The organism is Methylobacter arcticus (genome assembly GCF_050917435.1).
In the GTDB taxonomy this organism is placed as follows: Bacteria; Pseudomonadota; Gammaproteobacteria; order Methylococcales; family Methylomonadaceae; genus Methylobacter_A; species Methylobacter_A titanis.
The window spans coordinates 966,746-986,138 of record NZ_CP159583.1 but is presented as its reverse complement, the minus strand read 5'-3'; the positions used below and the strand labels follow the sequence as shown (position 1 = coordinate 986,138).

At 47.4% G+C, this 19,393-nt stretch carries 15 protein-coding genes; 5 read left to right on the top strand and 10 right to left on the bottom strand.

Annotation, left to right across the window (positions count from 1 at the left end; all coding sequences use genetic code 11):
* Positions 1 to 11: 11 nt before the first annotated feature.
* Both ABXJ76_RS04750 and ABXJ76_RS04745 read right to left on the bottom strand, forming a co-directional pair.
* Positions 12 to 521, bottom strand: a complete 510-nt coding sequence (locus ABXJ76_RS04750; RefSeq protein WP_432744627.1) for a putative lipoprotein — start codon at positions 519 to 521, stop codon at positions 12 to 14.
* A 179-nt stretch (positions 522 to 700) separates the two neighbouring features.
* The gene (locus ABXJ76_RS04745) at positions 701 to 1,417 is read right to left on the bottom strand and encodes a YebC/PmpR family DNA-binding transcriptional regulator (protein WP_432744625.1); all 717 of its coding nucleotides are present in this window, start codon (positions 1,415 to 1,417) and stop codon (positions 701 to 703) included.
* Positions 1,418 to 1,544: 127 nt separating this feature from the next.
* On the opposite strand from ABXJ76_RS04745, the gene ABXJ76_RS04740 reads away from it, so the two are divergent.
* Positions 1,545 to 2,102, top strand: coding sequence for an IS5 family transposase (locus tag ABXJ76_RS04740; protein WP_432744623.1), 558 nt, complete (start codon positions 1,545 to 1,547; stop codon positions 2,100 to 2,102).
* Entirely contained in the window at positions 2,090 to 2,299 is a 210-nt protein-coding gene (locus ABXJ76_RS04735; RefSeq protein ID WP_432744621.1) for a hypothetical protein, read from the top strand. Before ABXJ76_RS04740 ends, ABXJ76_RS04735 begins: the two co-directional genes overlap by 13 nt.
* A 305-nt stretch (positions 2,300 to 2,604) precedes the next feature.
* Here the strand turns inward: ABXJ76_RS04735 and ABXJ76_RS04730 are convergent, their stop codons facing one another.
* The 8 genes from ABXJ76_RS04730 to glnK (ABXJ76_RS04695) all read right to left on the bottom strand — a co-directional run bounded on the left by ABXJ76_RS04730 (position 2,605) and on the right by glnK (ABXJ76_RS04695) (position 14,854).
* The gene (locus ABXJ76_RS04730) at positions 2,605 to 3,294 is read right to left on the bottom strand and encodes a response regulator (RefSeq protein ID WP_432744619.1); all 690 of its coding nucleotides are present in this window, start codon (positions 3,292 to 3,294) and stop codon (positions 2,605 to 2,607) included.
* 86 nt (positions 3,295 to 3,380) lie between these two features.
* Positions 3,381 to 4,589 (bottom strand): EAL domain-containing response regulator, encoded by a 1,209-nt coding sequence (locus ABXJ76_RS04725; protein WP_432744617.1) that lies wholly within the window; start codon positions 4,587 to 4,589, stop codon positions 3,381 to 3,383.
* A 120-nt stretch (positions 4,590 to 4,709) separates the two neighbouring features.
* Positions 4,710 to 7,907, bottom strand: coding sequence for a PAS domain S-box protein (locus ABXJ76_RS04720; protein ID WP_432744615.1), 3,198 nt, complete (start codon positions 7,905 to 7,907; stop codon positions 4,710 to 4,712).
* 57 nt (positions 7,908 to 7,964) lie between these two features.
* Positions 7,965 to 11,057, bottom strand: coding sequence for a DUF748 domain-containing protein (locus ABXJ76_RS04715; protein WP_432744613.1), 3,093 nt, complete (start codon positions 11,055 to 11,057; stop codon positions 7,965 to 7,967).
* A gap of 110 nt (positions 11,058 to 11,167) precedes the next feature.
* Positions 11,168 to 12,418, bottom strand: coding sequence for an ammonium transporter (locus ABXJ76_RS04710; RefSeq protein WP_432744611.1), 1,251 nt, complete (start codon positions 12,416 to 12,418; stop codon positions 11,168 to 11,170).
* Positions 12,419 to 12,478: 60 nt separating this feature from the next.
* The gene (glnK, locus tag ABXJ76_RS04705; protein WP_432744609.1) at positions 12,479 to 12,817 is read right to left on the bottom strand and encodes a P-II family nitrogen regulator; all 339 of its coding nucleotides are present in this window, start codon (positions 12,815 to 12,817) and stop codon (positions 12,479 to 12,481) included.
* A 207-nt stretch (positions 12,818 to 13,024) separates the two neighbouring features.
* Positions 13,025 to 14,500, bottom strand: a complete 1,476-nt coding sequence (locus tag ABXJ76_RS04700; protein ID WP_432744607.1) for an ammonium transporter — start codon at positions 14,498 to 14,500, stop codon at positions 13,025 to 13,027.
* Between the two features lie 15 nt (positions 14,501 to 14,515).
* Entirely contained in the window at positions 14,516 to 14,854 is a 339-nt protein-coding gene (gene glnK / locus ABXJ76_RS04695) for a P-II family nitrogen regulator (RefSeq protein WP_432744605.1), read from the bottom strand.
* Positions 14,855 to 15,442: 588 nt separating this feature from the next.
* Between glnK (ABXJ76_RS04695) and ABXJ76_RS04690 the strand changes: the two genes are divergently transcribed.
* The 3 genes from ABXJ76_RS04690 (at position 15,443) to ABXJ76_RS04680 (ending at position 18,912) form a co-directional block, all read left to right on the top strand.
* Positions 15,443 to 16,645 (top strand): porin, encoded by a 1,203-nt coding sequence (locus ABXJ76_RS04690; RefSeq protein ID WP_432744604.1) that lies wholly within the window; start codon positions 15,443 to 15,445, stop codon positions 16,643 to 16,645.
* Between the two features lie 183 nt (positions 16,646 to 16,828).
* Complete coding sequence (glnA, locus tag ABXJ76_RS04685; protein WP_432744602.1) at positions 16,829 to 18,238, top strand: glutamate--ammonia ligase; 1,410 nt, start codon at positions 16,829 to 16,831, stop codon at positions 18,236 to 18,238.
* A 485-nt stretch (positions 18,239 to 18,723) separates the two neighbouring features.
* On the top strand, positions 18,724 to 18,912 hold the full coding sequence (locus tag ABXJ76_RS04680) for a hypothetical protein (protein WP_432744600.1): 189 nt from the start codon (positions 18,724 to 18,726) through the stop codon (positions 18,910 to 18,912).
* Positions 18,913 to 19,393 lie beyond the last annotated feature (481 nt).

Below are 19,393 nucleotides of genomic sequence, written 5' to 3'. Positions count from 1 at the left end.
CTGTAAGGGGATTATTTTTCCGACTCGTAACCTTTTTGAATATTTTGCATGTTCTCTGTATCGGAGTCGGCAAAGTTCTTTCTATAGGTTTCGTAAGCGACGCCTTCGATCCCGGCTTTCTTCAAGCCTTTGCCGATCGCTCTGTAGGTTTTTGGCTCCTGATCCCAGTTAACGATACCGATCTTCGCGGCAATATCGCTCAGGCCTTTAAGATAACCATTGTAATCGGCATCCGCATGGGAGGATTTCACATAAGCCATTGTGTAGTCCGACACTTCATTTTCGTATTTCCTGTCTTTATTCGACTGTGACGACTTACTGCTGGCAATAGAACCGGATGATTCGGATAGACTCCCTACACTGTCTGAAATACTCCCGGAGCTGTCTGAAAAACTTCCGGAGCTGTCTGAAAAACTTCCGGAGCTATCCGATAAAGAACAGCCGACGACTATCAGCGGAAGTACCAGAATCACAGCCTTGAACCCGTTATGATTAAAGCGTCCTGAATTGGAATGCATCATTAACTATCTCCCTCTTAAAATAAGTCGTGTTGAGCGTCATCGCTCAACACCATTGATTGTACCTAGGCCATAACGACTTGTTCGATCAGCTATCCTGATTGCATTCAAGCTTTGCCAACATCAAAACGGCATAAACCTTAAGCTCAGCAAACTGGACTGCCGATAAAGCCGGCGTGACCTCAAAACTCGGCATCGTGATAAACATTCTGCACGTCGTCCAGATCATTACACAGATCTAAAAACCTTTCAAACAGCGCAATGTCATCGCCGCTAATCGGGGTCACGCTTTTGGGCAGAAATTGAATCTCGTCCACCTCAAAGTCAATCTCGCCCAACGTGTCCAGTAAAGCCTGTTTGGCTTTGAAATAGTCAGTCTGAGGCGTGAACACAGTGACTTTGCCATCGTCGCTTTCAATATCGGTCACGTCGACATCGGCCGAGAGCAACACATCAAGAACAGCGTCCTCATCGGCATGTTTAAATGCCAGGATAGCGGCATGATCGAACATGTGACTGACCGTGCCTTGCGTGCCGATTTTACATTTTGTTTTGGTAAAACACTGACGCACATCGCCAAAAGTACGGTTAGGGTTATCGGTCAGGCAATCGACTATCACCATGCAGCCACCGGGGCCATAGCCTTCATAGCGCGCAGGCGCAAAATCCTCGCCGCCGCCGCCTTTAGCCTTGTCGATGGCTTTCTCAATAACATGGGTAGGGACTTGGTCTTTCTTGGCCCGCTCAATCAAGCCCCGCAACGCTAAATTCCCAGTCGGGTCGACGCCTCCCGATTTAGCGCTTACATAGATTTCCCGGCCATATTTGCTGTAAACCTTTGCCTTGGCATCGGATGTTTTGGCCATAGACACTTTACGGTTTTGATAGGCTCTACCCATTTTGCTGTTGCTCCAATGATGATAAAGCCGCAGATTTTACAGATAAGTGTTTGCATAAGAAACTGATGAATTGGCTAGGTTCTGTTGACGTTTCGCCAATCAGGTAGAATTTGTTATTTTTGGTAACATGAGTAGGATAAATTTAAGCGATGAAGAGTGGGCGCGTATATTGGCAAACTTAAAGAAATTGACAGGCATTCGTATCGGTCAGCCAGATACTTGCAGACAATTTATTAGTGCCTGCTTATGGATATTACGTTCGGGAGCGCAGTGGCGGATTTTGCCGCCAACGCAGGGTAAGTGGAATAGCATCTTCAAGCGATTTTCACGCTGGTGCGCCAATGGCGCATGGGAGAAGCTCTTAAGTCATTTTTCTGAAGTAGCTGATTTACAAGATGTTTCTATGGATGGCTCGGTGATTAGAGCGCATGCCTGTGCGGCTGGGGCGGCAAATAGCTCCGCCGAGAATGAAGCACTGGGACGTTCCAAAGGTGGTTTTGGCTGCAAGGTTCACGCGCTCTGTGATGCCTTGGGCATGCCGATTAAGTACATCCTGACAGGTGGGCAAGAGGCTGAATGCAAGCGAGCGATACCCTTGCTGGAAAACGTTAATGCCTCAGCCGTTTTGGCGGACAAAGCTTACGACACAAACGAGTTGAGGGAGTGGCTGGAATGTCGGGGATAAAAGCCGTCATCCTGCCAAAATCGAACCGGAAAGAAGAAATTGAATGCGATTATTGGCATGATAAGGAGCGGCATGCGGTCGAATGCATGTTCGGCAAGCTCAAGCATTACCGCAGAATTGCTACTCGATACGAGAAAAAGGCTATCAATTACATGGGGATGCTGTCATTTTCCTCGGTACTTTTGTGGCTGAGATGAAACGTCAACAGAACCTAGCTTAACCAAGCTATCGGCCTTATCCGATGCGGTTATTTCGGGACTCTATCTTTCAGGGTCAGCATCACCTGTTACCTTTGCGCCTCGCTTCCTTTCGTGCCTACGCATCAAGTACATCGTTACCGATATGCCTGCAAAGCTCGATACCAGGCTCGTGGCTAGCGCTTACCTGGACGGGATTCACACCCGCTAGTTTATGCAGCATTGCCAGACCGCAACGGTTAATTAACCCCAATAAGGGTTCCCGGATCGATTACATTATTCACTCCCAGCGGTTCCAGCTAACTTTATTTGTTTGGCAAGTCGAGCAAGTTGAACAAGCTGAACGATAGAATCTTAATGACCGGATTATAACCGCTGTTTTCTCTTAGTTTATTGATCATATCAATTTTTTTTTGGTCTAAAATACAGTTCCTAAGATAAGGTTTAGCATCAAAATGGATACTTACCACCTTCATACCGGCTTTCAGTTGCAGCCATGAAATTTCAACAAGGTGCTTATTACGTGCGGCATCTGATAAATCAATTAAGTCACTGTTCCGCCATGACTTATCAAGCACAAAGGGATTCACTTCAACCGCGCTGTATTTAAGGGATTTGCATATCCTATCGAGCAAAGTATCACGATTGAAAGGTTTTACCAAAAAGTCCGCTGCGCCAGCCGTCAAACAGTTGATGATGACATTTTTATCGCTATTACCTGTCACCATAATGATAGGAATAGCAGAAAATCGTTCGATAGCTTTTATACGGAGTGTTGTTTCCATTCCGTTCATCTGCGGCATCATCATATCCATCAGGATCAGGCTTGGATCCCGCTTGGACTGGTGTAGCCGGTGTAACAGGTTAATTGCCTCAATGCCGCCGGAAGCAGATATCGGTTCATAGTTTTCCTGAGTGAGGATGGTTAGAAGTAAGTTACGTGACCACTCGTCGTCATCCACCACCAAAATAGTAGCAGGTACTTTCTCTTTCATGATTTTCAAGGCTCAAGCAGATTTAAAATAAGCATCCCATTTTTTCCGAGTTCCTGAGTCCACGCGTTTAAGACGCATGATAAGAATTATAAGATATTTTCAATATTGGCTTCCCATGCGGTGATCCAGGCAGGAATGTCACCCGCAGGCATAGGTTTCGCGATGAAATAGCCTTGGGCCAGATCGCAACCTGTACTGCGCAGTAAATCCCAATCTGCCCGGTCTTCGACACCTTCGGCTACCGTTTTCATTCCCAGTTGTTGTGCCAGACTCAAGCTAGTGCCATAAATGGCACGTAGCGTGGCATTGCTGGCCGCGCCATGCACAAACCTTTTATCCACCTTGAGTTCGTTAAAGGGGATGTCGCACACCTGGATGAAGGAAGAATGGCCGGTGCCAAAATCGTCAATCGACAGACTGAAATGCTTCAACCGCAAACGGGTAAGAGTTTCCAGAGGCCCAGATAGCTCCTTCATCAGTCGACTTTCAGTCACTTCCAGCACAATGCAGTCTGGCTCAATGTCCGCAGCGGAAGCTGCGGCGGCCACATAATCCGCAAACTCCAGCGAGGCAAGGTTATCCATGGATATATTAATGGCCACACGCAGATGCAAGCCATCATCCTGCCAAGTCTTGGTCTGAGCAAAGGCTTCGCCGATGACTGCCCGTGTCAGATCGTCGATCAGCCCATGCTTTTCCGCCACTCCGATGAAATGGTCGGGAAACACCATTCCGTCTTGGGGGTGGTACCAACGCACCAAGGATTCGACGCCCACTACCTTGCCGGTCGCCACGACCACTTTGGGCTGGTAGTAATTCACCAGTTCGCCATTGACGATGGCTGCACGCACCTCATCGACATTGTATGTTTTCTTCGCTGACCAAAGCTTGTTCAGTTTTGGGCACTCCCACTTCTCCAGTAACGCGAACAAATCCTCTGAATTGAAAGGCTTGTGTAGGTACCCGAGCGCTGGTATTTTATGCTCCTGCACCAGTTTTTCGACACATTGCAACATACGTTCATCCTCACCGCTCACTAGGATGACAGAACCGGTATAGCTCCGCTCGACCAAGTGGCGCAAAAATTCGATCCCGTCCATTTCCGGCATGCAGAGATCCAATAGGATCAGATCCGGCAGGCTGTTCTGACAATCCATCTTTTCTAGCGCATCGCGTCCGTTGTCGCAGGTCGTCACCTGAATGAATCCCAGATGGCCCAGCAGGTGGCTCATCAGCTTGAGCATAAAAGGATCGTCATCAATGACGAGAATCCTGCGTGCAGATATTTCAACCATATTTTAAAATGATAATATTTGACTTGTTAATTTAACGAAAAATCAATTGCTTATTATTTAAAGCCTTTGCCTATATGAATTTGAATTACTTATTATTTTTAAATGAGCTCACTCTGATTGTTATCCCATATCCAGATATTCGCTTATAGCGGCCATTTCCACTTCAAAACGGGGTACCAGCGCGTTCATCGCCTCGATCTCGCCAGCCTGGCTTGCCCGTTCGATCTGTGCGCACAATTCGCCTAGCTCCAGCGCTCCCACCGAACGTGCCGAAGACTTGAGTTTGTGCGCCTGCGCACCCACCTGCTCCGTCTGATCCATCTCATAGGCGCTCTTCAACACTGCCGCAATCTGTGTTGCGCTGCTATGAAAATCATGCAGGAATGCTCGAATCAGCTCCGGGTTATCGCCTACCAGCGCCTCTAACACACTCACATCCAACGGCTTTAACACGGCACCCTGTATTGCAGACGTCATTGAAGCCTCAGATAAGGTTGTTGCATCGGCTGACTGCAGATCCGGTAGCCATTTATTCAGGGTCTTATTCAGCTTTTCCAAAGGTGTCGGTTTGCTGAGGTAGTCGTCCATACCGCCAGCGCTACAGCGCCGGTCTTCACCCTTACGGACACTCGCAGTCAGGGCTATGATCACGGTGTGCCGATGAGCGTTATTTTCTTCAGCACGAATGGCGCGGGTCAGTGCATAGCCGTCCATTACCGGCATGTGTAGATCGGTCAACACCAGTGCGTAATCGCCACTACGCCAGCGTTCCAGCGCTGCTTGGCCGTCACTGGCGATATCGACAGCAAACCCGAGTAAGTTGAGCTGCCGCTGGATTACCTGCTGGTTGGTCTCATTGTCTTCCGCCACCAGAATCAGCTTGCCCTGCTGTTGTGCAATGATACGCGCTGGTGCGATGAAAGCGGCTGCGTCGCTGTAGGACGGCTGCGCATCCATGTCGACCGGCATCCGCCCAGCAGCGATGGCTACCGCCTGAAAGAGGGTTTGCCGCGTCAAGACATTACCATCCACTTCGACCACCTGATCAGTATCATTCCACCGAGGAGAACGACGTCGCCCTCGCCCGACAACAACGAAGTGTACATCCTGGCTCGTTTGGACATTGATAATGGCACGCAGTTCGTCCGACACGCGTGGCGTGTTACCAACATCAATCAGCCATACCCATGGACCCGAAATAGCTGGCCGTTCACGTACTGCCGCAGCCGCAAGGGTGGGCGTCTGCTCAACCACCACGCCTGCGGATGCCAAATAGGCGACCAGATGATCGGCCAGTCCACCAGTGCCCCCTATCACTAGACAAGAAATCCCCGTGACCAGCGCTTGCGCAGCACTGACATCGGCTTGCTCCTGTACCGTAACTAAAGGCAGGCGTACGGTGAAAGTAGAACCTTGGCCCAATATGCTCTGTACCGCAATCTCGCCGCCCATGAGTTGCACCAGATTGTAGGCAATGCTCAGCCCCAGACCAGTGCCGCCAAAGCGTCGCGTTGTTGAGGATTCAGCCTGGGTAAAAGGGGTAAACAACTGCGCTTGGCTTTTTTCATCCATGCCAATGCCGTTGTCGATCACACGAATTTCCAGCGCAGTCGGTTCTACCAGCAAGACCTGTACCGACACGAGCCCCATGCCCTCTTGCCCGCTAGAAAACTTGATGGCGTTACTGACAAGATTGATCAAAATCTGGCGCAGTCGATGAGCATCAGCTGAGACAACTGCGGGAATCCTCGGATCGATAAATAGCATCAGTTCCACTTTTTTCTTTTCGGCCAAGTGCTGCAACATCAGGCAGACACTCTCGGTTATCTCTTCCAGCTTTGCGGGCACCCACTCAATCTTCAGCTTACCGGCCTCGATCTTGGAAAAATCAAGAATGTCCTCAATAACGGCCAGCAGTGAAAACGCCGAGTTCCGGATGATATTGACCATTTCCACCTGATAACCATTGAGGCTGGTCTGATGCAGCACATCCACCATGCCGATCACGCCGTTCATGGGGGTACGAATCTCGTGACTCATGGCAGAGAGAAAATCTGACTTGGCCTGATTGGCCCGCTCTGCCTCGTTTTTAGCGCTAATGAGTGCTAGCTCATATTGACTGCGCTCGGAAATGTCGCGCACAAAGACGATGAAAAAAGCACCTATGCCGGACTGTATATTGCTCATCGTCATTTCCACCGGGAACAAGCTGCCATCCTTGCGGCGCCCCTCGTTGAAGTGCTCGCTAACAAGGTCATTGTCAATGTCATCATTGCACTGATCATAATAAGGCTCGGGCATCAACCGGCAGATGTGGCGCTCGACCACCTCGGCGGCGGTATAATCGAAAATGCGCTCGGCGGCTTTATTAAAGGTCTCGATGATGCCATGCGTGTTGATGGTGATGATGCCATCCACCACGTTATCGAGGATGGCTTGGGTGCGTGCGACATGGTTGCGCAGATTGATGGTCTGCACATCGACCAGCTCCTGCAGATGCTCGCGGTGCATTTGCAACTCATCACTACTACGCTTGTACTCGGTGATGTCGGAAAAAGTACTGACATAATGGGTAACGTCGCCAGCTGCATCAGTGACGACGGAAATCACCAGCCAGACCAGGAAAACCTCACCGTTCTTGCGCTTGTCCCAGATTTCCCCCGACCACTGCTTGTCACGCAGTAGACTCTGCCACATGGCTTGATAAAACGTGCGATCATGGCGACCCGCTGTAAGCATCGACGGATTCTGGCCAACCATTTCTTCTGGACTATAGCCGTATATATCGGTGACGGCCCGGTTGGTGCGGATGATGGTATTGTTGCTGTCGGTAATGATGATGCCTTCTCGCGTCTCGAAGGCGATGGCGGCAATGCGCAATGCCTGCTGCGCCTCTTGCATCTCATCAACCTGCTTGGCGCTGTTGATATAGTTTTTGCGTTGACGATACAGCGCATCAATCACCAAGATCACGAGCATTCCTGCCGAGAAAAACACGGCATTCGACCAGATGACTTCGAAGTTAACCAGCCATGCGAATGACTTGTAAGGAGGAATAAATAGGTAACTCAGCAGAATGGAGCTAATGATCAGAGAAAATAGACCGGGGCCGATGCCACCGAATACGACGGCTAGCGTAACTGCAGGGAAGAAAGCCAGGAAAGGCAGCCCGGCTTCCACGGGCGCAATGGCAAGTCTGACCAAGAAGGCAACAAGGACCAGAACTAACGCAATCAGGTAGTTGATCACTGCGCCATACCGAAGCAGAGCAATGCTATCCAATAAGCGATCAATTTTTTTTTCTAATCTTCTGTGCATCTTAAAAAACCTTACCGTAAAAAACTTGAGCCAACACCTGAGAACAGGACTAAACCGTTAATCTGCCTTTATAGACAACATACTCACTATCCCGTCATCTTCCCTTTTCGGGTCAATCACCGTATTCAGTATAAATACCCGTTCGTTGGCTATGCCGCCTTGTTGCACGAGATAACTGGCAATCGCTCGCGCCCTTTCTGCGGCCAAACTTTCCAGTCGCTGCGGTTCCGGCTTAATAATGGCCGACAGTTTCTGCTTGGCGACCGCATAAAACTCGTCTGTTGTCGTATCGGCCTGACTACCGATCAGGCGCAGCCTGCCCAGCAACGGTTTTTCCACCATCAGAGGAAACTTTTCAATAAATAGCTGCTCCATCAAACCCCGGTAATCCTGGTCCGAAATCACCACATGTTCTGCGCGTATTTTTCTGCCGCCCTGTTTATTCATTTCGGCGGCTTTGATTCTTTTAAGCTGATCGTATAAAGCATCGTCGCTGACCGCAGGCCAATCCTGCTCCTGGAAAGCCGCGCCTTTAATTTCCAGCTTTAAAACCGGACGTGCTGTTAACGCTTTGGCCAGGGCATCCAGCTTGCTGATTTCAGACTTATTTAATGTCGCCTCGCCCGCCGTAAAACTGATCGTACTTAAATCTGCTTCACTACCTATCAGCGAGGCTAGCGCACGGAAAGGCGAGGTGATCACCTTGCTGATCGAGTTGATCAACGCATCGACAATGATATGACTGATACTGAACTGGGGGTCTTCCAGGCTGCCGGAAATGGGTACGTCAATTTTTATCTTGCCATCAGAATCCTTCATCAAGGCCACCGCCAGTTCCAGCGGCAATGATACCGCATTGGGATTTTCGACTTTCTCGCCCAGTTCGAACTGATCTATCAAGATACTATTGGATGCAGTGAGCACCTTGTTCTCCACTTTGTAATTAAGCCCCAGCGATATTTTGCCTTTTTCAACTTTATAACCGGCAAATTGTACCATATAAGGCGAAATCAACGGCATCGGCATGCCGGTAAAATTGACAGTAACATTGTAATCACCCAGATAAGGACTGATTTCGCCCTTAATATCAACGGGTGACAAATCATAGGTATTACCTTTTAAATCAACCTTGATGATTGATTTTTGTTCTGAGGATATGCCGCTGGCACCGCCGCTCAGACTTTTGATGGGCGCGGCGAACGGTAAGATCAGGGAAAGATCGGCAAAATCGGATGAGCCGTCAATGATTTGCATCTTGCCCAGTTTGAATTTAGGTTTCTGCGCTTCAGTCTCTTTATTTTTAGCGACTTTAACAGCGACTTTCGGCTTGCTTTTATCGGCAATCATAATGTCGCCAAAATTGACGGTCTTGTCTTTTTTGATGATAACTCTGGCATAAGGTTTATCAAGCTTTAGTGTTCCTGCGCTGTATCGATTTGCCGGAAAATCAACATCGATGCCGTTAAGCGCTAAATTTTCCCATTTGACAAAATCCTTGTTCTTTAGCTGATCGCGGGTTAATAACCGGGCGATTTGGCTATTGCCGCTAAACTTAACATCCAGTTTATCTGCTGCTGATTTGGCGACTAAGACCTTGCCGTCAACAGACAGCGTCCCGTCGATGACATCCAGTCGCGCATATTTATCGACATAAGCCTGGAATTTTTCCAGCCCAATACCGTTGACAGCAACGGCTATTTGCGCGGATAAAGGTTCGATAACGGTGTTGCCGTCCAGTTTTATCGAACCGGTTTCGTTAAGCCTGATACTCAGTTGAAAAGGCAGGCTTGCACCGGCTTTATTGCTGAAATTATCGAGCTTAAAATCGATAGGCTTGGCGGTCATGGTGACCGGCTTTTTTAAGGTCTGATCTTCAAAAATAAGCCCAAAATTATTGAGTGCGATAGTATTGATTTTAATAGCCCACGGCGTTTGTTCGGACTCAATAACGGTAGTTTCGGCAGCTTTATCACTGACTGGCAATAAAGTTTGATAATTAATCACACCATCAGCATTCAGCCATGCCTTAAAATAGGCATCCTGGGCTAAAACCGATTCGATCGCTAACACCTGTTTTCCAATATCAAAATGAATGCCGGATACGGCTATCTGGGGAATGTTAAACAGCGTTTGTGGCTGCGCATTTTCTGAAACCTGAGCATCAGCGGCGGCCTTTATCCGTGCGTTAAAATTGGTATTTTTGGCTAAAACCGATTCGATCGCCAGCATCTGTTTTTCAAGGTTAAAATCAATGCCGGATACGGCAATCTGGGGAATACCAAGCCGCGTTTGTTGCTGTGCATTTTCTGAAATCTGCATATCGCGCAATTCAAACTTGCCCTGCGTAAGGTTAAGATTAAATTTACCCTTGATATAATCGGTCTTGTAATCGGCCTCGAACAGTTCATAACCCTGTAAGTCCAATTGCACAAGCTCTTGCAAGGCCAGCGCCCGGATTCTCGGCAGCTGCATGTTATCCAACTTAATATGCCCGGATGAAGACAGCGGATTGAGGCTAACAGAGCCTTGCCAATCCAGCTTACCGCCTGACTTTATAGTCAGGGATAAACCCAAGCCGGCCGGTTTATCCGGCTGAGTGCTAAAGTTTTCGATATCGAGTTTGATCGGATAAATAGTCTCCTTTATGGGACTTTTAAGCTGCGCATCTTCCCAGTCCAGCTTTCCTTCGACTATCGACAGCTTGACGATGTTTACCGGAAAAACCTTAGCGTTCTGCTGTTGGCTTTCGTTGTTATCCTTGAGCAGATCTTTAAAATTGAACGCGCCATTTTTATCTTTGGCGATACGAACATCCGGCTTACTCAGCAACATTTCATCAATAACCAAAGCCTGCTGTTTAAGGGATTGCCATGCATTGATCTTGACAAGAAAATCATCAAAACCGACAAACAGCTGTCCGTTAGGCTCTTGCAGCTCAAATCCATGCAGGCTTAATTGTAGCGAAAAGGGATCGAACTGAACCGTTGCAACCGAGGCTTGCCTGCCCGTTTCCTGCTGAATGAATGTTGGCAGTTTCGACTTAAGCAGCATCGGCAAACCATAGAAACCCAACCCGGCATAGATAGCCGCAAGACTGGCTACGATGAAAATAGCTATTTTTACTTTTGATGCTATGTGTCGAATTTGCATAAAATCCAGTAACCTAATCTGCTTTAATGACTGCCATTATAAGCACAAAAGGCGGCTCTCAAGTTACTGAGGAGCCGCCTTTTGTGGCTGAACGATACTATCGATCCAAGCTACAAATCGAGATAACCGGTCTCTTCATGCAGAGCGTTATCCAGTCCCTGCACTTCTTCATCGGACGTCACCCGCAAGCCGATCAATTTGTCTAAAGCTTTCAAAATCAGATAACTGAATAATGCACTCCAAGCCGCCGTCACCACAATCGCCAACGCCTGAACGCCGACCTGATCCATAATGGAAACGCCCTCAGCCAAACCGAGTCCGCCCAAGCTGCCGGCTGCAAAAACGCCGGTCAATAATGAGCCGGTCACACCGCCTACGCCATGAACGGAAAACACGTCCAGGGAATCATCGATTTTTAGGGTACGCTTTATATATTGGGTCGCATAAAAACACACGCAACCGGCGGTAATGCCAATCACCAAAGCACCCGCAGGACCGACAAAACCGGATGCCGGTGTGATGGTACCCAAACCTGCGACCATGCCGGTCACAATGCCCAATACGCTGGGTTTGCTGAACCGTTTCCATTCTATAAACATCCAGGTTAAAGCCCCGGATGCCGCGCCGATATGGGTTACCAGCATCGCCATACCGGCATGCCCATCTGCAGTCAAAGCACTGCCGGCATTAAAACCGAACCAACCGACCCACAACATGCCTGCACCGGTAACCACCATGGTCATGTTATGCGGCGGCATAGCCGTGTTGGGAAAACCTTTCCTTTTGCCTAACACCAGCGCAGACACCAAAGCGGCAACACCGGCATTCACATGAATAACAATACCGCCGGCAAAATCCATTGCCCCCAAATCGGCCAACCAACCGCCGCCCCACATCCAGTGACAGATCGGCATATAAACCATGATCAACCATAAGCCGCTAAACCACAGCATCGCCGAAAATTTCATCCGCTCGGCAAAACCGCCGACGATCAACGCCGGAGTGATAATCGCAAAGGTCATCTGAAACATGAAGTAAACCGTTTCAGGAATATCACCTATTAACGATTCAACGCCGATGTCAGGCAAAAACACTTTGGACGCACCGCCGATCAGCTTTTGCAACTCTCCGCCGTCGGCAAAAATAAAACTGTAAATCCCTGCCAGCCAAAGTATCGAAACCAGACAGGTAATCGCAAAGCACTGCATTAATACCGACAGCACGTTTTTGCTTCTAACCAATCCGGCATAAAACAATGACAAACCAGGTATGGTCATAAACAAAACCAGAGCAGTCGATGTTAACACCCAGGCCGTATTGGCCTGGTTTAATTGATCCGCCACAGCAAGACCGGGGAACATTATGAGACCTAAAAACAGCCTTCTACTTATTATTTTCAACAACATTCTTTTTCCTTGCGCCTAAATGGCTTCTTCTCCGGTTTCACCGGTTCTAATACGAATAACCTGCTCCAAATTGGAGACAAATATTTTCCCATCGCCGATTTTTCCGGTATTGGCTGCTTTAACAATAGTTTCGACAGCTTTATCGACCACATCGTCAGCGACAGCAATTTCTAATTTAACTTTAGGCAGAAAATCGACCACATACTCAGCCCCCCGGTACAACTCAGTGTGACCTTTCTGACGACCAAAGCCTTTGACTTCAGTTGCAGTGACACCCGCAACCCCAATTTCAGATAACGCTTCTCTGACATCATCCATCTTGAACGGTTTAATGATTGCTGTTATTAATTTCATATTTTCTCTCGGTTAGCTAGCAAAAAGTGTTGGCAACATAGGCTGCAATCATAGTAAATTATCCATCAACATACAATTAATAGACCCTATATAAACACGGACTGGTGCGTTTGTTTCTACATTATTGCCGTTCCTCAAACGTAAAAACGGGCGCATTGCGCGCCCGTCTCCGAAAAGATTGACCTTTAAGGAAAGTTCACCATTTAATTAAATGTGATAAGCCGTTTCGCCATGTTCGGAAACATCAAGACCTACACGCTCGATCTCTTCGCTAACCCGGAGTCCGATCGCCATGTCCACGATCTTGTACGCAATAAAGGAGACCACACCGGACCAGATGATACAGACCCCCACTCCCCAGGCCTGACTCGTGAGTTGACCGATCATGCTGTATTCAGCCACCCCGTTGGTGACGTAATCCCAAACGCCGGTTCCGCCCAACGATGGATTTGCAACGATACCGGTACCCAACGCACCGATAATTCCACCAATACCGTGGACACCGAAAGCATCCAGAGAGTCGTCATAACCCAGCGCACTTTTCAGCATAGTAACCGCCCAAAAACAAACTGCACCGGCGACGAGTCCTAAGAAAATGGCTCCCATAGGCCCTGCCCAGCCACAAGCAGGTGTAATCGCAACCAGACCTGCAATCGCGCCGGAAGCGCCACCCAACATGCTGGGTTTACCGCGCAACAGCCATTCCGCGCCTATCCATGCAAGTGTCGCCGCCGCGCTGGCCAGTAGCGTATTGACAAAGACTAAAGCGGCAAGGCCGTTTGCTTCCAGATTGGAGCCGACGTTAAAACCAAACCAGCCTACCCATAACAAGGATGCGCCGATCATGGTCATCGTGACACTATGCGGTGCCAGCGATTCTTTTCCGTAACCGATACGTTTACCTATCAACAAACAGCCCATCAATCCGGCAATACCGGCGTTGATATGCACGACTGTGCCGCCGGCAAAATCCAGCGCGCCTTTTTGGAACAAAAATCCTGCCGTAGCAGTCGCCGCTTCCGCTGCCGAAGCGTCAGTATAGGCATCAGGACCGGTCCAATACCAGACCATATGCGCCATCGGCAGGTAGGAAAACGTAAACCACAGTACCGTAAACAGCAATACCGCTGAAAACTTAACCCGCTCGGCAAAGGCACCGACGATCAACGCGGGAGTAATGGCGGCGAAGGTCAGCTGAAAAGCAACGTAAATATATTCGGGTACGTAAACGCCCTTGCTGAAGGTAGCCGCAAGCGAGTCAGGAGTTATGCCTTTAAGAAACAGCTTACTTATCCCGCCAAAGAAGGCATTACCTTCGGTAAACGCGATGCTGTAACCGTAAATAGCCCACAATAATGCCATCAACGAAAAAATCACGAACACTTGCATCAACACGGACAGCATGTTCTTGGCGCGCACCATACCGCCGTAAAACAGTGCCAAACCGGGAATGACCATCAGGATAACCAGTACGGTCGCGATCATCATCCACGCGGTATCGCCTTTATTGGCACTAGGTGTTGGAGTTGCTGCCGAAGCAATTGCAGATATTACATCTACTGCGGCTGTTACTGGATTTGCCAGTGTTGCGGTTTCCGCAGCTGTCGTGGAAGACTCCGCAAAAGAAAACTCCGCAAAACCCAGCAACGAAAACAGCATGAAGGTAGTTAAAAGATATTTCATAGTTCCTCCTTAAAATTAAAGTGCTTCTTCGCCAGTTTCTCCGGTACGAATCCGGACAACTTGCTCTAAATTGGTTACAAAAATTTTACCGTCGCCTATTTTGCTGGTATTGGCGGCTTTGGTAATGGCCTCTACAGCCTGATCCAACATTGAGTCAGCCACCGCCACTTCAATTTTGGCCTTGGGTAAAAAATCAACCACATACTCGGCACCCCGATAAAGTTCGGTATGCCCCTTTTGGCGACCAAAGCCCTTTACTTCAGTTACAGTTACCCCCGAAACCCCTATATCCGAAAGAGCCTCACGGACATCATCCAGCTTGAAGGGTTTAACAATAGCGGTTATCAGTTTCATACTAAGACCTCTTGCTTTAAAGTTATATTCAGTTTTGATCAAAGCACATAACATGCCAAGCTAAAATCATCATAATACGCCGTGACTTACCCCAGATATATCAAGCGACCTCAGACTAATTCGCACCACATTAAGCCGCTATTTTCTTTTTATGCACCAAAATAATGCTTGATTTTATGAAGAATAACTTTTGCTATGCCTACAAAAAACAAATTAGGGCGAAGATAAATTTTTCGTTATTTTCAATTTAAGGAATAACAGGGTTTTCAAAAAAAATGCACCATCACTGATCTCTTTTCTTTTTTACGCACTATTTTTGAGCAAAAAGTTCATTAATTGCACCCTAAAACGACTCTTTGCATTACCCAAATAGCGACTTTATCTATATTTGCTAATTCTGGCACTTAAATTGCTTTTAAAATACCAGAATGTCTTAATAACACAACAATTTGTCTTATAAACAACAGCAAGCTATTCTATTTTGCAAAAATTCAGTCTTTCTACCGATTAATTGCAAAATCAGCTTCGCTTACTGGATTACAGCTTCCAAATAATTTTTTACAACCATTTAATATAAAGGGCCTACTTATGAAATCTCATTTAAGAAAAAATGCCGTTTTGCAACTTACTCTGTGTAGCGCAGTCCTCTGCTCCTCACTGGCGCAAGCTGATGATAATAAAGGTGCAGTAGAAAGCCTGACAGGATTTAATATTAACGAAACAGCGCCCTTGAAAGACCTAGGTATTAATGTGGGCGGCTGGGTTTCATCGGGTGTTTCCGGCAATATTGACTCACCTGAAGACCGTTTCAACGGACCGGTAACGTTTGGCGATCGCGCCAACGAATTCCATATGCAACAACTGAACGGCTATATCGAAAGAGCCGTAGATACCGAAGCCAAGAAATGGGACTTGGGTTTCCGCGCCGATATTTTGTATGGCACGGATGCCCGCTTCACGACCCAGGCCAACTTCGATAACAAATTGATCCTGGATAGCGATTCCCGTTTTTATAAGCTGGCCTTTCCACAAGTCTATGCGACCGTATTCGCACCAATAGGTAACGGCATCACCACCAAAATCGGGCATTTTTACACCATCATCGGCAATGAAGTGGTTACTGCACCGGATAACTTCTTCTTCTCGCACGCCTATACCATGCAGTATGGCGAACCGTTCACCCACACAGGGATAATCTCTTCATACCCGGTCAACGACAACATCAGCCTGACTGGCGGCGTCGTATCAGGATGGGATTCTTTCTTCCAGGAACCGGCTAATTTCCTTGGCGGCGCTACTTTTACGACCGATAACAAAAACACCTCGTTGGCATTTTCGATGATCACCGGTGATGTCCAAAAACTGGATAAACACAACCGGACCATGTACAGCGTCGTATTAAGCCATGATATTACCGACACCCTGCACTACAAACTGCAACATGACTTAGGCATAGAAGAAAAATCGACTAGTGCCGACTCGGCCAAATGGTATGGCATCAACCAATACCTGACTTATGACATCAATGACAAACTGGGCGCCGGCCTTCGTCTTGAATGGTTCCGCGATGAAGACGGCGCACGAGTCGGCGCAATCGGCAATGGCAACATGATGCCGGGCGGTCAAAACCATTACCTGGCGGCAACAGCCGGATTAAACTATTCGCCGATATCCTGGTTGACTTTGCGACCTGAAGTCAGATATGACCATTCAACCGAAAACAATGCGTATAACGCTGGTTTAAGCAATGATCAACTGCTGATTTCAGCGGATGCCACAGTTCGCTTCTAAATACTTTTTATCTGACCAGAAATTTGGCCTACATCCTCGTGCGCCAAATTTCAACCCACTCCCCAATATAGCGCTTATTCAGAGCGCTTTTTTAGTAGCTAATTCGATAAAAAAAATGGTATCGTTACGCCGTTTGGCATAAAACGCTGATTCCACATAACCCATCCTTAGGAGACAACATAAATGTCTGCAGCAAAAGTACTTAAATTGATCAAAGAAAACGACGTAAAATTCGTCGATTTCCGTTTTTGTGACACCCGTGGTAAAGAGCAACATGTAACTTTCCCTGCTCATTCAATTGACGAAGACACCTTTGAAGAAGGCAACATGTTTGACGGCTCTTCAGTCGCGGGCTGGAAAGGCATCAACGAATCAGACATGATTTTAATGCCAGACCCTTCTACAGCGGTGATGGATCCTTTCTTTGATGACAACACCTTAATCTTGCGTTGCGACATCATTGAGCCAAACAACATGCAGGGTTACCAACGCGACCCACGTTCTATCGCTAAACGCGCAGAAGACTATTTAAAATCGACCGGCATTGCAGATACCGCATTCTTTGGCCCTGAAAACGAATTCTTCATTTTTGACGATGTTCGTTGGGGCACCGATATGAGCGGCTCTTTCTACAAAGTCGACTCAGAAGAAGCGGGCTGGAATTCAGAAAAAGTCTATCCAGACGGCAACACCGGTCATCGCCCAGGCGTTAAAGGCGGCTACTTCCCTGTACCTCCAGTCGATTCACTTCAAGACATGCGTTCTGCGATGTGTTTGACCTTGGAAGAAATGGGTCAAGTGACAGAAGTTCACCATCACGAAGTTGCAACCGCTGGCCAGTGCGAAATCGGCGTCAGATTTAACACCTTGGTTAAAAAAGCCGACGAAGTTCTGGAACTGAAATATGTCATCGCCAATATAGCCCATGCTTATGGCAAAACAGCGACATTCATGCCAAAACCTTTAGTAGGCGATAACGGCAGCGGTATGCACGTCCACCAGTCTTTAGCTAAAAATGGCGTTAACCTGTTTACCGGTGACTTATACGGCGGCCTGTCTGAAACAGCATTGTTTTACATCGGCGGCATCATTAAACACGCCAAAGCATTGAATGCGTTCACCAACGCCTCAACCAACAGCTACAAACGTCTGGTACCAGGCTTTGAAGCACCGGTTATGCTGGCTTACTCTGCACGCAACCGTTCAGCTTCCATCCGTATTCCTTATGTTATTAACCCTAAAGGACGCCGCATTGAAGTTCGTTTCCCAGACTCCACTGCAAACCCTTATTTGGCATTCTCAGCAATGTTGATGGCAGGCTTGGACGGCATTCAAAATAAAATCCATCCTGGCGACGCAATGGATAAAGATTTGTACGACTTACCTGCCGAAGAAGCCAAAAACATCCCACAAGTTTGTCACTCATTTGACCAAGCATTAGACGCGCTGGACAATGATCGTGAATTCTTGACACGCGGCGGCGTTTTCACTGACGACGCAATTGATGGCTATATTGCTCTGAAAATGGAAGAAGTCACTCGTATTCGTATGAGCACACACCCTGTAGAATACGACATGTACTACAGCTTGTAGGCTCAGACTGACCCAAGACCCCGCAAGTTATCTGGCTTAGCGGGGTTTTTTATGCCCAGACGTTCCCACGCGAAACCCGCGACTTATGCCTCAAGGCAAGCACATATAAATGTCAGTCCAAGAGGAAAATAAGACTCTGCTGAAATCATCGTTCACAACGGCTTCAAAGCGTTTTTTAAGGGTTAATTTTCTTGATACGGTTATGACTGGACGAACAGTGATACAGGCAACTTTTAGGGAACCGGTTTAAAAAGACAGTGCGGAATAGGCATTACCAGCGCTTACATTGACGGGTTAAGGTGCAGTACAAGAGCAAGAAGCCGCATGATAACTGGAATTGTATTCGGAGTTGAATCCGCCTAATTGATAGAACAATCAGTTATAAGACCACCCATCAAAAGTCCCTGCATACGAAACGCCCAACCAAAACCCCTCCAAAACCACTCGTTTTTACACACGGCAATTCCCTTTGATTTCAACAAAGAATGAAGCCTGCATTGCTTGGTTATGTCAACAATTTACCTGCTTTTTTAAGCTTAGAAGTTATAGCTGAAAGATATAAAGATTGGCGAGGGATAATGTCCGGTCTACCGGCGATTGCAAAAACCTATAAACAACGAAGCCCCAAATCAATTTTTGTTTTTTTAAATCTGGAGCATCGTGGCGCTCATTAAATCATCATTCAATTTAACGAACTAGAGCTATCGGCCCTCCTCGGAAATTGATAGCACTTCTGCTTATTATAATTTCTGATCTGTAAAAATAAATAAGTACTTTTACCTATGCCGGATAAAAACCGACACTATTTAAATAGCACCAGTCCACCAAAACCAAGACTGGGAAGGATATTAAAGATCAAGAAAGACCGATGTTATTTCCTGTTGAAATTATCCAGTCCAAACGCCACAGCAATCTAATAAAACCTATCTCTAGGTATTCAGCGATATACCGATGATTAACCGTTTAGCTTAAAGTGCCATCATGGAGAGCATCCACTTGCGGCGAGGCTTAGCATGATGTCATCAGGAGAATTAGCAACACAAGCATGGCTCTTATATCAAAAATTAATCGATCTTGATCTTGCTCGGGAGCGTCGAAAACAGGAGCGTCGAAATCGTAAAGATGTGGAGCTTATAACCGGATATTCGGGACGGC